The organism is Rahnella bruchi, assembly GCF_003614975.1.
Taxonomy (GTDB): domain Bacteria; phylum Pseudomonadota; class Gammaproteobacteria; order Enterobacterales; family Enterobacteriaceae; genus Rahnella; species Rahnella bruchi.
The window spans coordinates 30,762-45,301 of record NZ_QZWI01000016.1; the positions used below are offsets into that span (position 1 = coordinate 30,762).

Below are 14,540 nucleotides of genomic sequence, written 5' to 3' on the forward strand. Positions count from 1 at the left end.
GCAGAAGATTTGTCTGGCGGGAAGTGAAACGACAGGCAACAAAAAAGGCGCCAAAGGCGCCTTTTTTTGCTCTCAAGCGTAGCTTATTTGCTGCTTGGAACGCTGAAACGCTTGTTGAAGCGGTCAACGCGGCCACCGGTAGCGACTTCACGTTGCTTACCAGTGTAGAACGGGTGACATTCGCCACAAACGTCCAGGTTCAGATCATGACCCACAGTTGAGTGAGTTTTGATAACGTTACCGCATGAGCAGTTTGCAGTAACTTCTACGTATTTAGGGTGAATACCTTTTTTCATGGAAAACCTCTTCTTAAGGCCGCGTCGCTATCCAACCCTGTTCTGTCAGACACCACGCGTAGTGGATGATAGGCTTTGAGTACGAAATGCACCAAAGGCGGCGAATCATACAGAATCTCTGAGAACCACGCAATGATGTTCATGCATTTCGAAGGACACAGTGTACACTATCTCGTCATTTTTTTATAGTCTGGACCCACAATGCCTGTTGCCCACGTTGCTTTACCCGTCCCGCTCGCCCGTACTTTCGACTATCTGTTGCCGCCTGACATGCCGGTTTCAAAAGGTTGCAGGGTCAGTGTGCCTTTCGGTAAACGCGACGCTATCGGCATTGTTGTTAACGTCAGTGAATCCAGTGATTTTGGCCTGGATAAGCTAAAACCTGTGCGCGAAGTGCTCGACAGTTCCAGTCTTTTTACCCCTGATTTGTGGCGCATCCTGTTCTGGGCTGCCGACTATTATCATTATCCGATAGGTGAAGTGCTTTTCCATGCACTGCCGGTTTTACTGCGTCAGGGGAAACCCGCCGAACTCACGCCACTGTGGCAATGGTTCGCCACCGAACAGGGGCGCGCTACCCCGCTCGACAGCCTTAAACGTGCGCCTAAGCAACAGCAGGCGATGGCTGCGCTGATGCAAAAACCGCTTTACCGCCATCAGGTCGCCGATCTTGACCTCACGGACACGGCGTTGCAGGCATTACGCGCCAAAGGGCTGACGGATTTACGCAGTATCGCACCCGCCACGCTCGACTGGCGTAAAGATTTCTCAGTGGTGGGCGAGCGTCTGCGCCTTAATACTGAACAGGCCACTGCCGTTGGCGCAATCCGCAGTGAAGATCAGCAATTTTCCGCGTGGCTGCTGGCCGGTGTGACAGGTTCAGGTAAAACAGAAGTTTATCTGAGCGTACTGGAAAACATTCTGGCGCAGGGCCGTCAGGCGCTGGTGATGGTACCGGAAATCGGCCTGACGCCGCAAACCATCGCGCGCTTTCGTGAACGTTTCAGCGCGCCGGTGGATGTACTGCATTCCGGCCTGAACGACAGTGAACGTCTCGCCGTCTGGTTGCGGGCGCGTAATGGCGAAGCCGGAATTGTCATCGGCACCCGCTCGTCGCTCTTTACGCCGTTCGCGCGGCTGGGCGTCATTATTATCGATGAAGAACACGACAGTTCTTATAAGCAGCAGGAAGGCTGGCGCTATCACGCACGCGACCTGGCGGTGTACCGCGCTCATGCTGAAAACATCCCGATTATTATGGGTTCTGCGACGCCTGCGCTGGAAACTCTGCATAACGTGGAACTGGGGAAATATCGCCAGCTGAAACTGACCAAGCGCGCCGGGAATGCCAAACTCGCCCGCCAGAATTTACTGGATTTAAAAGGGTTGCAGCTGAAAGTCGGGCTGTCTCAGCCGTTAATTCAGAAGATGCATGAACATCTGAAAGCCGATAATCAGGTGATGTTGTTCCTCAATCGCCGCGGTTATGCACCTGCCCTGCTTTGCCACGAATGCGGCTGGATTGCTGAATGTCAGCGCTGCGATCACTATTACACTCTGCACCAGAATCAGCGTCAGTTGCGCTGCCACCATTGCGATAGCCAGCGCGCCGTGCCGCATCAGTGTCCGCACTGCGGATCAACGCAGCTGGTTTCCGTTGGCGTAGGCACTGAACAGCTGGAAAACGAAATCGCGCCGTTGTTCCCAGATACGCCTATCACGCGTATTGACCGCGATACCACCAGCCGCAAAGGCTCGCTGGAACAGCATTTGAATGAAGTCCATCGCGGCGGCGCGCGTATTCTTATCGGCACGCAGATGCTGGCGAAAGGACATCACTTTCCTGACGTCACGCTGGTGTCATTACTGGATGTCGACGGCGCGCTGTTCTCGGCGGATTTCCGTTCTGCCGAGCGCTTTGCCCAGCTTTATACGCAAGTTTCAGGCCGTGCCGGACGTGCCGGTAAACCGGGTGAAGTGGTCCTGCAAACGCATCATCCTGAGCATCCGCTATTGCAGGTTCTGTTGCAGCAAGGCTATGACGAGTTCGCCAGACAAACGCTGGCGGAACGTAAGAGCGTGTTTCTTCCTCCTTTTACCAGCCATATTCTGATCCGCTCTGAAGATCATGATAATCAGCAGTCGGCGCTGTTTCTCCAGCAGTTACGCAATCTGCTCGAATCGAGCCCGCTGAAGGATGATTCGCTGTGGATTTTAGGGCCGGTTCCCGCTTTGCAGGCCAAACGCAGCGGACGCTTCCGCTGGCAGTTGCTGCTACAGCATCCTTCACGGCGCGTTTTGCAGCATCTGATCAAAAGTTCTCAGCCATTGATTGCCAGCCTGCCGCAAGCTAAAAAAGTGAAATGGACGCTGGATGTCGACCCGATTGACAGCTGATCCCTGAGGGAAATCCGCATAATTAGTCAGGATTTCTGCGTGATGGATCGAAAAAAGCATCTGCATCACACTTTTAATGCAAATTAGGTAACAAATCCTACTCACATTCTGTTTAGAATGTGATGTGCTACACATCATCGGTAGCCAGGTGAGGAATGTTGATGCTGTTGTGTCAGTTTGATGCTGTTGCAAGGAGAGAGACGTTGGAGCACAAGAAAGAATTACCCGCCGCGACAATGAAAGATGTGGCTGAACAGGCAGGCGTTTCAACAGCAACGGTATCCCGCGCGTTAATGAATCCGGAGAAAGTCTCCGCCTCTACCCGTCAGAAGGTTGATCAGGCCGTCATGGCAGTGGGTTATTCTCCTCACGCCTTGTCCCGCAACCTGAAACGTAACGAATCGCGTACGATCCTGGTGATCGTCCCGGACATTTGCGATCCGTTTTTTGCCGACCTGATCCAGGGGATCGAACGAACGGCGGCTGAAAGCGGCTACCTGGTGCTCATTGGCGATTGTGCCCAGCAGAATCAGCAAGAAAAAACCTTCATCAATCTGATCATTACCAAGCAAATTGACGGCATGCTGCTGCTCGGCTCCGATTTACCTTTCGACGCCAGCAAAGAAGAACAACGCAATTTGCCACCGATGGTGATGGCCAACGAATTTGCGCCGGAACTCGAACTGCCAACGGTACACATCGATAATCTGACCGCCGCGTTTGAAGCCGTACATTATCTCCTCAAACTGGGGCATCAGCGCATTGCCTGCATCGCCGGGCCGAAACATATGCCGCTGTGCCAGTACCGTTCACAAGGTTACGTACAGGCGCTGCGCCGCAACGGGCTGAGCGTCGAAAGTCAGCTCTCCGTACACGGTGATTTCAGTTATGAATCCGGAGCACAGGCCGTTACCGAACTGATGTCCCTGCCCGTGCCGCCTACGGCGATTTTCTGCCATAACGATATTATGGCGATTGGCGCGATGTTCCAGGCGAAAAAAATGGGTTTGCGCATCCCGGAAGATCTGTCGGTCGTCGGCTTCGATGACATCAAGGCCAGCCAGTATACCGATCCTCCGTTGACCACTGTCGCGCAGCCAAGATTCCAGCTTGGTCGTCAGGCCATGTTATTATTACTTGAGCAGTTGCAGGGAAATCAGGTACAAAGCGGTTCACTGCTGCTTGATAGCGAACTGGTCGTGCGTGAAAGCACCGCCGCCCCAAAAACGTGAGTCAGTTTTGATTGCTGTTCAGTGATTTTGATTTCAGCAATTGAGTTTTAATTTCAGTAAATGTTCAGGGTTGAGTAACATGACGCACTTCTTCATTTATCACGACACAGCGAAACGATAGTGGCACAAAGAGACTATGTAAGCCGTGGGCGCTCAGGAGCGCGGCGGAAAAGTACCAGCCGGAGTAAAAAACGCAGTTCCCCAACGATCTCCAAAACCATGGTGGTGTTAGCCGTTGCGGTGCTGGTGGTGTTTGTCGGTGGCCTCTATTTTATTGCGCACAATAAACATGAAGAAGCGGCGGTATTACCGACGCACGCTGTCCGTCCTGGTAATGGATTGCCACCTAAGCCAGAAGAACGCTGGCGCTACATCAAAGAGCTGGAAAACCGCCAGATAGGCGTGACTACGCCAACCGAACCGACAGCGGGCGGCCAGGTCGAATCCAAAACACAACTGACGCCGGAACAACGTCAGCTGCTCGAACAGATGCAGGCCGATATGCGCCAGACGCCGACACAACTGTCGGAAGTGCCGTATAACGATCCAAATCAGGCGACACAAACGCGCACAGCGCCAGCACAGCGTCAGGTTCAGCAGCAGCAACCGATACCGACTCAGCCGCGTCAGGTCCAGCCACAGCCGACCTATACGCCGCAGACTCAGCCGGTACGTGCGCCGCAGGCTCAGGTGCAAACGCAGCCCGTTCAGCCAAAACCGAAGCCACAGGTTAAAGAACCAGTGAAAGAGGTGCCGAAAGAAGTGGCGAAACCGCAACAACCGGCAGCAATTACCCAGGTCGCGCCGGAGAAACCGAAAGCGCAGGAAAAAACCCAGCACTTTCTGGTTCAATGTGGTTCGTTCAAAGGATCTGAGCAGGCGGAATCCCAGCGTGCCAAGCTGGCATTCGAAGGTTTTGAAGGCCGGATCACTAACGGCGGTGGCTGGAGTCGCGTCGTCATCGGCCCGTACAACAGCCGTTCGGGTGCTGACAGCACACTATCGCGCCTCAAAGGCGCTGGCATCTCCGGTTGCATCCCCGTCGCAACCGGGGGTTGAAAACTCGTAATCCTTCCCCAATCTATACTTTCAATATGCCCCGTAAGTTTGTGAGACACATTCAGTGTCGCGCAAACCTACGGGGATCTTTTCCGTCTGCAACGAGGAACTGCTCGTGACAACAATTGTAAGTGTACGCCGCAACGGCAAGGTCGTTATTGGTGGTGATGGCCAGGCCACATTGGGAAATACCGTCATGAAGGGCAACGTCAAAAAAGTACGTCGCCTCTATAACGATAAAGTGATCGCCGGTTTTGCTGGCGGTACGGCTGATGCCTTCACGCTGTTTGAGCTGTTCGAACGCAAACTGGAAATGCACCAGGGTCATCTGGTGAAAGCTGCCGTTGAACTGGCAAAAGACTGGCGTACCGACCGCATGTTACGTCGTCTGGAAGCTCTTCTGGCCGTGGCGGATGAAAACGCCTCGCTTATTATCAGCGGTAACGGTGACGTTATTCAGCCTGAAAATGATCTGATCGCGATTGGTTCCGGTGGCCCATACGCGCAAGCGTCAGCCCGCGCTTTGCTGGAAAACTCAGAGCTTGGCGCACGTGATATCGTGGAAAAATCGCTGAGCATTGCGGGTGATATCTGTATCTACACCAACCATTTCCAAACTATCGAAGAATTGTCTTCTAAAGCGTAAGGATCGAAAATTATGTCTGAGATGACCCCGCGCGAGATTGTCAGCGAGTTAGACAGCTACATCATTGGCCAGGATAAAGCGAAACGCGCTGTGGCCATTGCTTTGCGTAACCGCTGGCGCCGCATGCAGCTTGATGAAGCGCTGCGCCATGAAGTCACACCGAAAAACATTCTGATGATCGGCCCGACCGGTGTCGGTAAAACCGAAATCGCGCGTCGCCTGGCTAAACTGGCTAATGCGCCGTTCATCAAAGTTGAAGCCACCAAATTCACCGAGGTGGGTTATGTCGGTAAAGAAGTGGATTCTATTATCCGCGATCTGACCGATTCCGCCGTGAAAATGGTGCGCCTGCAATCCATTGAGAAAAACCGTTACCGCGCCGAAGAAATGGCCGAAGAGCGCATTCTCGACGTACTGATCCCGCCTGCTAAAAACAACTGGGGACAGTCCGATGAAGCGCAGGAACCTTCTGCCGCACGCCAGAATTTCCGCAAAAAACTGCGCGAAGGTCAGCTCGACGATAAAGAAATCGAAATCAATCTGGCCGCTGCGCCAATGGGCGTTGAAATCATGTCCCCTCCGGGCATGGAAGAAATGACCAACCAGCTGCAATCCATGTTCCAGAACATGGCCGGTCAGAAACAGAAACCGCGTAAACTGAAAATCAAAGAAGCGTATAAGCTGCTGGTTGAAGAAGAAGCGGCGAAACTGGTGAACCCGGAAGAGCTGAAAGAGCAGGCTATCGAATCCGTTGAACAGCACGGTATCGTGTTCATCGATGAGATCGACAAAATCTGTAAACGCGGCGGCCAGAGTTCCGGTCCTGACGTTTCCCGTGAAGGCGTTCAGCGCGACCTGCTGCCGCTGGTGGAAGGGTGTACGGTTTCGACCAAACACGGCATGGTGAAAACGGATCACATTCTGTTTATCGCTTCCGGTGCATTCCAGACGGCCAGTCCGTCAGACCTGATCCCTGAATTGCAGGGCCGTCTGCCAATCCGTGTGGAACTGCAGGCACTGTCGACAGAAGACTTCGAACGCATCCTGACTGAGCCAAGTGCTTCGCTGACACATCAGTACAAAGCGCTGATGGCAACCGAAGGCGTGACGATTGATTTCACGGCTGATGGCATACGTCGTATTGCCGAAGCGGCATGGCAGGTTAACGAAACCACCGAGAATATTGGTGCGCGTCGACTGCATACCGTTCTGGAGCGTCTGATGGAAGATATCTCCTATGACGCGAGTGAAAGTAACGGAATCTCCATAAACATTGATGCAGATTATGTTAGAAGCCACCTTGACCAGCTGGTAGCTGATGAAGATCTGAGCCGTTTTATCTTATAATTTGCTCATACGTTCCGAAAGTGATCTTCAGGGAGGCGTTTGCCTCCCTGATTTTTTTAGATTTCGGACTGATTCTTCACCTGAGCGAAATCACCTATGAGCACAATGACTCCCTGCACCCCGACAACGCCTGCCCGCGCGTGGCTGGAAAGCCTGCGTCCGAAAACGTTGCCCCTGGCTTTTGCCTCTATCGTCATGGGTTCTGCCATTGCCAGCCTGCAAGGCGTTTTCCATCCGTTAACCGCGCTTCTGGCGCTGCTGACCGCCGGTTGTCTGCAAATCCTGTCGAATCTGGCCAATGACTATGGCGACGCCGAAAAAGGCAGCGATACGCCCGATCGCGTCGGGCCTTTGCGCGGTATGCAAAAAGGTCTGATTACGGCCGCGCAGATGAAACGCGCCATCATACTGACTATCGCGGTGACCATTGTTTGCGGAATTGCGCTGATTGCCGTCGCCTGCCACAAACCAAGCGATGTGGTGGGGTTCCTGATCCTCGGTCTGCTTTCGATTGGCGCAGCTATCACTTACACCGTCGGCACACGTCCTTACGGTTACATGGGGCTTGGCGATATTTCCGTACTGATTTTCTTTGGCTGGATAAGCGTCGCGGGGACGTTCTATTTACAGGCAGGATATTTTGACTGGATTGTGATGTTACCGGCAACAGCAACCGGTTTGCTCTCAACTGCCGTTCTGAATATCAATAATTTGCGCGATATCGAAACCGACAGCGCGAATGGCAAGAACACGCTGGCTGTACGGCTCGGTCCGGTTAATGCCCGTCGCTATCATGCAACCATTCTGACGGCTGCTGTCGTGTGTCTGGCAATATTCTCCGCCGTACATTTGCATCACTGGACCGGCTGGTTGTTTATTCTGGCCATTCCGATGCTGGCAAAACACGTCATGCGTGTAATGCGGGCCAAAACATCCACCGGGGTACGTCCCCTGCTGGAACATATGGTGAAAGCGGCGTTGCTGACTAACGTCTTGTTTGCAATAGGTCTGTTGCTCAACTGAGGCAAGTTGGCCTGACGTGCGTTTATCGGGCCACTTTTCACATTTAACAATTGATGATTTTGCCAACATCTGCCGGAAAGGGATATACTGAACACTCATGCAGCAACCAGATGAAATCCTATGAAATACGATACTTCCGAACTTTGCGACATCTACCATGAAGAAGTGAATGTCGTCGAACCCCTGTTCTCCAATTTTGGCGGCCGTACTTCATTTGGCGGGCAAATCACAACAGTGAAATGCTTCGAAGATAATGGCTTGCTTTATGATCTGCTGGAAGAAAATGGCCGTGGCCGCGTGTTAGTGGTCGATGGTGGCGGCTCTGTTCGTCGCGCATTGCTGGATGCCGGACTGGCACGCCAGGCGCTGCAAAACGAATGGGAAGGCATTGTGATTTACGGTGCTGTCCGTCAGGTAGACGATCTGGAAGAGCTCGACATCGGCATTCAGGCGATGGCAGCCATTCCTGCGGGCGCAGGCAGTGAAGGGATCGGCGAAAGCGACATTCGTGTCAATTTTGGCGGCGTCACCTTCTTCTCCGGCGATCATCTGTATGCCGACAATACCGGCATCGTGCTGTCAGAAGATCCGCTCGATATCGAATAAACCGCTGTTTTCAGACACAAAAAAGGACGCCTTGGCGTCCTTTTTCATTTAATGGCGGAAGTACTCAGACTTCCTCCATTTTTCCCAACAATGCACGCAGACGATCCTGCCATACGTGTTGTTCTTCTTTCAGCTGCGCATTTTCACGCACCAGAGACTCGTGGTTGCCGCTGGCCTGCTGAACTTCCTGAGACAGGGTGTTGTTCTGCTCTTTCAGTTCTTCGATTTCCATCTGCAACAGAGTGATGGTATCAATCGCTTGCTGAACTTTAGCTTCTAATTTCTCAAATACTTCAAATGACATTTTTCGGTCCCCTTATGTTCGCAAGGCGCACATCTTATGTTCTGCCGCATCGTCCGGACACGGCTCAAAAATTCCTGCACTCCGCCGATTTTCATAACGAATTCAAATCAGAATTTCGTAGAAACGTCAGGTGTCTTAACGGGTGATTGTATGTAGCCAGCTTTGCCCTGTCTACCAGGAACCCCTTTATCCACGCAGTCTGTTGCAATTTTACCGCCCCGAATATCAGGAAATGCCTAAAAAGCAGCGTCAGCCGCCAGAAATCTGCCTTAATACCAAATAACCTTGGCGACTGTACTGAAATCCCCTTTCATGTTCGTTACCTCAAAAGCGGCCCTGAAATGTTAAATCACGGACTTTCCGCTGCGCCTGATGCTCCGATAATACGCGAAATCGCTCATTTTTATGACACAACACACAAAATTTGATTTCGCTATTTCTCGTTTATGCTCGTTAACGATAAATTCACATTACGTTCTCATTTAATGATGAACGTCAAAATCCGATTACGTTCACGTACGCATGACAGAAAAACTATAACTAACCATTAACATCATCCTTAGCAGGATCAAACTATGAGCCAAACCATGAGTTCCACATTAAAAGGTCAGTGCATCGCTGAGTTTCTGGGTACCGGGCTTATCATTTTCTTCGGTGCAGGCTGTGTTGCTGCGCTGAAACTTGCCGGAGCATCCTTTGGCCAGTGGGAAATCAGTATCGTCTGGGGGTTTGGTGTGGCAATGGCCATTTACCTGACTGCTGCAATTTCAGGCGCACACCTGAACCCGGCTGTAACCGTCGCCTTATGTTTGTTCGCGAACTTTGAAGGACGCAAAGTTCTGCCTTACATCATCGCGCAGGTCGCAGGCGCCTTCTGCGCCGCCGCACTGGTCTACGGCCTGTACTACAATCTGTTCTTCGATTTCGAGCAAAGCCACAATATGGTGCGCGGTAGTGTCGAAAGTCTGGATCTGGCCGGTATTTTCTCGACCTATCCAAACCCGCACATCAGCGTATTGCAGGCCTTCTTCGTTGAAACTGTGATTACTGCGGTTCTGATGGCACTGATCCTCGGCCTGACCGACGACGGTAACGGCCTGCCACGTGGTCCGCTGGCACCGCTGCTTATCGGTATTCTGATTGCGGTTATCGGTGCATCAATGGGTCCTTTGACCGGATTCGCACTGAACCCGGCTCGTGACTTCGGTCCTAAGCTTTTCGCGTACTTCGCTGGCTGGGGCAAAGTTGCCTTCACCGGTGCCCGCGATATTCCTTATTTCCTGGTGCCAATTTTCGGTCCGCTGGTGGGTGCTGCCTTGGGTGCCGCCGGTTATAAAGCATTGATTAGTCGCCATCTGCCACATCAGATTAATGTGCCGGCAGAAGATAAAGCGCAGCAGCCAACCAAACAGCGTAAGGCCTGATCGGCTAAACTGTTCCACAGCTTACTTATTCGCAGGATGAACATTATGTCAGCAGATACGACTCACGAAAAAAAATACATTGTCGCCCTCGACCAGGGTACGACCAGTTCACGCGCCGTGGTTCTGGATCACGATGCCAATATCGTCAGCGTTTCACAGCGCGAATTCACCCAGATTTACCCTAAATCTGGGTGGGTTGAGCATGACCCGATGGAAATCTGGTCCTCACAAAGCTCGGTGCTGGTAGAAGTGCTGGCGAAAGCCGACATTAACTCCGATCAGATCGCCGGTATCGGTATCACCAACCAGCGTGAAACCACCATCGTGTGGGAAAAAGAAACCGGCAAGCCAATCTATAATGCGATTGTGTGGCAATGCCGTCGTACTGCTGACATCTGTGAAAAGCTGAAAAAAGACGGCATGGAAGAATACATCCGTCACAACACCGGCCTGGTGGTTGACCCGTATTTTTCCGGCACCAAACTGAAATGGATCCTTGATAATGTTGAAGGCTCCCGCGAGCGTGCTAAAGCTGGCGAACTGCTGTTCGGCACCGTAGACACCTGGTTAGTCTGGAAAATGACTCAGGGACGCGTTCACGTTACGGATTACACCAACGCCTCACGTACCATGCTGTTCAACATCCACGACCTGAAGTGGGACGACCGTATGCTGGAAGCGCTGGATATTCCGCGCGAAATGCTGCCGGAAGTGCGTCCTTCTTCTGAAATTTATGGTCAGACCAACATCGGTGGTAAAGGCGGTACGCGTATTCCAATCGCGGGCATTGCAGGTGACCAGCAGGCGGCGCTGTATGGCCAGCTCTGCGTACAACCGGGTATGGCGAAAAATACCTATGGCACCGGCTGCTTCCTGCTGATGAACACCGGTACTGAAGCAGTCGCTTCTAAAAACGGCCTGCTGACCACCATCGCCTGCGGTCCGCGCGGCGAAGTAAACTACGCACTGGAAGGCGCAGTGTTTGTTGGCGGGGCTTCGATTCAGTGGCTGCGCGACGAACTGAAACTGATCAGCGACGCAACCGACTCCGAATACTTCGCGTCTAAAGTGAAAGACACCAACGGCGTTTATGTCGTTCCTGCTTTCACCGGACTGGGCGCGCCTTACTGGGACCCGTATGCCCGTGGCGCAATTTTCGGACTGAGCCGTGGCGCGAACAGCAACCACATTATCCGCGCAACGCTGGAATCCATCGCTTACCAGACCCGCGACGTACTGGATGCGATGCAGGCTGACTCAGGCGCACGTTTGCAATCGCTGCGCGTAGACGGCGGCGCGGTTGCCAACAACTTCCTGATGCAATTCCAGTCAGACATCCTGGGCACCCGCGTAGAGCGCCCTGAAGTGCTGGAAGTTACCGCACTGGGGTCTGCCTTCCTCGCAGGTCTGGCCGTCGGTTTCTGGAACGACCTGGAAGAAGTTCGCAGCAAAGCCTCTATCGAACGTGAATTCCGCCCAAGCATCGAAACGACGGAACGTAATGTCCGCTATAAAGGCTGGCAAAAAGCGGTGGCACGCGTTCGTTCGTGGGAAGATCACGACGAATAATCGTCAGAGATTACCGCCAACACCACTTTCTGAAACTCCCCGCATGGGGAGTTTTTTATGCCTGTACCCCGTTGTGCTAAAATCGCTCCACAGATGAGCCCTGCCTCACCGACCTCTTTTTTTCTTTCTACAGGCTTTCCAATGAAACGTGAATTAGCAATCGAGTTCTCCCGCGTGACCGAAGCTGCCGCACTCGCCGGTTATAAATGGCTGGGCCGGGGTGATAAAAACCTCGCCGACAATGCTGCCGTTCAGTCCATGCGCATCATGCTCAACAAAGTTGATATCGACGGCACTATCGTCATTGGCGAAGGGGAAATCGATGAAGCACCAATGCTGTATATCGGTGAAAAGGTCGGTACCGGTAACGGCGATGCGGTAGATATCGCGGTCGATCCAATTGAAGGTACGCGTATGACCGCAATGGGGCAATCCAATGCGCTGGCCGTTCTGGCCGTGGGCGATAAAGGGTCGTTTCTCAACGCGCCAGACATGTACATGGAAAAAATCGCTGTCGGACCGGGTGCCAAAGGCGCTATCGATCTGAATCTGACGCTGGCTGAGAACCTGGTCAATATCGCCAGAGCGCTGGATAAGCCACTGACCGAACTGACTGTCGCTGTGCTGGCGAAACCTCGGCATGACGACGCTATCCGTGAAATGCTGGCATCAGGCGTGCGTGTGTTCGCGTTCCCGGACGGTGACGTGGCAGCAACTATTCTGACCTGTATGCCGGAAAGCGAAGTGGATGTGTTGTACGGCATCGGCGGCGCACCGGAAGGTGTGATTTCCGCTGCGGTGATCCGCGCGCTGGATGGCGATATGCAGGGTCGTTTACTGGCGCGTCATGACGTGAAAGGTGATACGCCGGAAAACCGCCGCATGGGTGAAGATGAACTGGCGCGTTGCCAGGCGATGGGGATTGAAGCCGGTAAAGTGCTGCTGCTTGATGATATGGCGCGCAACGATAACGTGATTTTCTCCGCAACCGGCATTACCAAAGGCGATCTGCTGGAAGGCATCAGCCGCAAGGGAAATATGGCGACCACTGAGACACTGCTGATCCGCGGTAAATCCCGCACCATCCGCCGCATCCGCTCGACGCATTATCTCGACCGTAAAGACGCCGCACTGCACGAATTTATTATCTGACCGGACGCCTGATAGACAAAAAGCAGAGCTCAGGCTCTGCTTTTTTTATGTGCCGGACGCGGTTTCAGACCGTGTGACCCTGCTCCTGATGACGGTTTGACATCGGCCACCAGCACAGCAAAATCAGTACCGCCATCGCAAACATCAGTAAACCCAGACTGAACTGACCGGTTTGCGGCAGCATAGCGGACATCCATGCCACCAGACCTGATCCCATATTCTGTAAGCCACCGACCAGCGCACCTGCCGCACCCGCCAGATATGGGAAAGGCTCCATCGCTCCGGTGGTCGCCAGCGGGAATAACATGCCTGCGCCGAAGAAGAACAGCGAGGCGGGAACGATCAGCGTCCAGATATTCATAATGCCCAGCCAGCCCGGTATCCACATCGCCAGCCCGGCCAGCAGACAACTGATGACCGAATGCCACATCAGTTGCTGGAAACTTTTCTCCGTGCGACCGGCATACCAGGCACCGAAAAATGCTGCAGGAATAGGCAGGATAAACAGGATACTGACCATCACGCCGCTCAGCCCGAGAACGCCACCCATCAGCACTCCGCAGCTGGCTTCGAATACTGCCACACCAGCCAGTGCGCCCACCAGCATCACCAGATAACGGCTGAAATTGGCGTCTGCCAGCAATAACCGCAGGCTGGCGAGCATTTTGCGCGGCGGATTATCAGCCGTGAATTCCGGACGCGTTTCCGGCAACCAGCGGTACATTGAAAACGCCACGCCCGCACACAGAATTAACAAAAACCCAAAACTGGCGCGCCAGCCCAGCCACGCCGACAACGCTCCGCCGATAACGGGCGCCAGCAGCGGGCTCACCAGAATGCCCATATTCAGCAGGCTGTTGGCATGACGCAACGCGCCACCGTTGTATAAATCACGCGGCATGGTTCGTGCCATCACGCCTGCCACGCCGGTGCCCAGCCCCTGAACCGCACTGGCCAGGATCAGCATATTCAGACTGGTTGACATCATCGCGCCCGCCGCACCAATCAGGAAAATCATCAGACCGGTCAGGATCACCGGTTTACGCCCGACGTTATCGGAGAGCGGGCCGTAAATCAGCTGCGAGCCACCGTACGTCAGCAGATAGGCCGCCATCACACGCTGTACCGCACCGGGCTTAACCGCCAGACTGGTTGCCATATCCGCGATATTCGGCACATAAATGGTCTGCGCCATCTGGCCCACGGCAACCAGTAAAATCAGCATTACAAGCAGGTGAAAGTTTTCCAGTTTTTTCATTTTTCAGTTCATTATCAGACAGTGTTGTAAAAGGGCAGAACAAATAACCAGTAAAATTAACCGGAGGTGCGGCGGCGCATAAGTTAACAAATTAAGATGAATAAGCGAGTGTCGCGGTGAACTCTGCCGTCTTCTGAGTGGCAGCCGGAAAAGCCAGCGGTGTAACGCTGGGTGTACGAAATCGATACCGGCTAACGGGAGCTGAACAGGCTGATAACATTTAACCG

General features: G+C 53.2%; 13 protein-coding genes. 10 read left to right on the forward strand and 3 right to left on the reverse strand.

Translation table 11 applies throughout. The features are described 5' to 3' along the window. Positions 1 to 83: 83 nt before the first annotated feature. Positions 84 to 296, reverse strand: coding sequence for a 50S ribosomal protein L31 (rpmE, locus tag D5398_RS20850; protein ID WP_112289349.1), 213 nt, complete (start codon positions 294 to 296; stop codon positions 84 to 86). A 201-nt stretch (positions 297 to 497) separates the two neighbouring features. Between rpmE and priA the strand changes: the two genes are divergently transcribed. From priA to rraA, 7 genes are all read left to right on the forward strand, one after another. Beyond that, on the forward strand, positions 498 to 2,693 hold the full coding sequence (gene priA, locus D5398_RS20855) for a primosomal protein N' (RefSeq protein ID WP_120509340.1): 2,196 nt from the start codon (positions 498 to 500) through the stop codon (positions 2,691 to 2,693). A 203-nt stretch (positions 2,694 to 2,896) separates the two neighbouring features. Next, positions 2,897 to 3,925 carry a DNA-binding transcriptional regulator CytR gene (gene cytR / locus D5398_RS20860; RefSeq protein ID WP_120509341.1) on the forward strand — a complete coding sequence of 343 codons (1,029 nt, stop codon included), beginning with the start codon at positions 2,897 to 2,899 and terminating at the stop codon, positions 3,923 to 3,925. Positions 3,926 to 4,045: 120 nt separating this feature from the next. Beyond that, positions 4,046 to 4,984: a cell division protein FtsN gene (gene ftsN / locus D5398_RS20865; protein ID WP_120509342.1), complete on the forward strand. Its 939-nt coding sequence runs from the start codon at positions 4,046 to 4,048 to the stop codon at positions 4,982 to 4,984. A 115-nt stretch (positions 4,985 to 5,099) separates the two neighbouring features. Further along, the gene (gene hslV, locus D5398_RS20870) at positions 5,100 to 5,630 is read left to right on the forward strand and encodes an ATP-dependent protease subunit HslV (RefSeq protein ID WP_120509343.1); all 531 of its coding nucleotides are present in this window, start codon (positions 5,100 to 5,102) and stop codon (positions 5,628 to 5,630) included. Between the two features lie 12 nt (positions 5,631 to 5,642). Beyond that, positions 5,643 to 6,977: an HslU--HslV peptidase ATPase subunit gene (hslU, locus tag D5398_RS20875; protein WP_120509344.1), complete on the forward strand. Its 1,335-nt coding sequence runs from the start codon at positions 5,643 to 5,645 to the stop codon at positions 6,975 to 6,977. Between the two features lie 96 nt (positions 6,978 to 7,073). Next, positions 7,074 to 8,000: a 1,4-dihydroxy-2-naphthoate polyprenyltransferase gene (locus D5398_RS20880; protein ID WP_120509345.1), complete on the forward strand. Its 927-nt coding sequence runs from the start codon at positions 7,074 to 7,076 to the stop codon at positions 7,998 to 8,000. Between the two features lie 120 nt (positions 8,001 to 8,120). Further along, entirely contained in the window at positions 8,121 to 8,606 is a 486-nt protein-coding gene (gene rraA / locus D5398_RS20885) for a ribonuclease E activity regulator RraA (protein WP_104923992.1), read from the forward strand. Between the two features lie 64 nt (positions 8,607 to 8,670). Here rraA and zapB read toward each other — a convergent pair whose 3' ends face one another. Next, positions 8,671 to 8,910, reverse strand: a complete 240-nt coding sequence (gene zapB / locus D5398_RS20890) for a septal ring assembly protein ZapB (protein WP_013577585.1) — start codon at positions 8,908 to 8,910, stop codon at positions 8,671 to 8,673. Positions 8,911 to 9,485: 575 nt separating this feature from the next. On the opposite strand from zapB, the gene D5398_RS20895 reads away from it, so the two are divergent. The 3 genes from D5398_RS20895 (at position 9,486) to glpX (ending at position 13,055) form a co-directional block, all read left to right on the forward strand. Beyond that, positions 9,486 to 10,334, forward strand: coding sequence for an MIP/aquaporin family protein (locus D5398_RS20895; protein WP_120509346.1), 849 nt, complete (start codon positions 9,486 to 9,488; stop codon positions 10,332 to 10,334). Between the two features lie 45 nt (positions 10,335 to 10,379). Beyond that, complete coding sequence (glpK, locus tag D5398_RS20900; protein WP_120509347.1) at positions 10,380 to 11,903, forward strand: glycerol kinase GlpK; 1,524 nt, start codon at positions 10,380 to 10,382, stop codon at positions 11,901 to 11,903. Between the two features lie 141 nt (positions 11,904 to 12,044). After that, positions 12,045 to 13,055 carry a class II fructose-bisphosphatase gene (gene glpX, locus D5398_RS20905; RefSeq protein ID WP_120509348.1) on the forward strand — a complete coding sequence of 337 codons (1,011 nt, stop codon included), beginning with the start codon at positions 12,045 to 12,047 and terminating at the stop codon, positions 13,053 to 13,055. Between the two features lie 64 nt (positions 13,056 to 13,119). Here glpX and emrD read toward each other — a convergent pair whose 3' ends face one another. Next, on the reverse strand, positions 13,120 to 14,313 hold the full coding sequence (gene emrD, locus D5398_RS20910) for a multidrug efflux MFS transporter EmrD (protein ID WP_120509349.1): 1,194 nt from the start codon (positions 14,311 to 14,313) through the stop codon (positions 13,120 to 13,122). Positions 14,314 to 14,540: the final 227 nt, after the last annotated feature.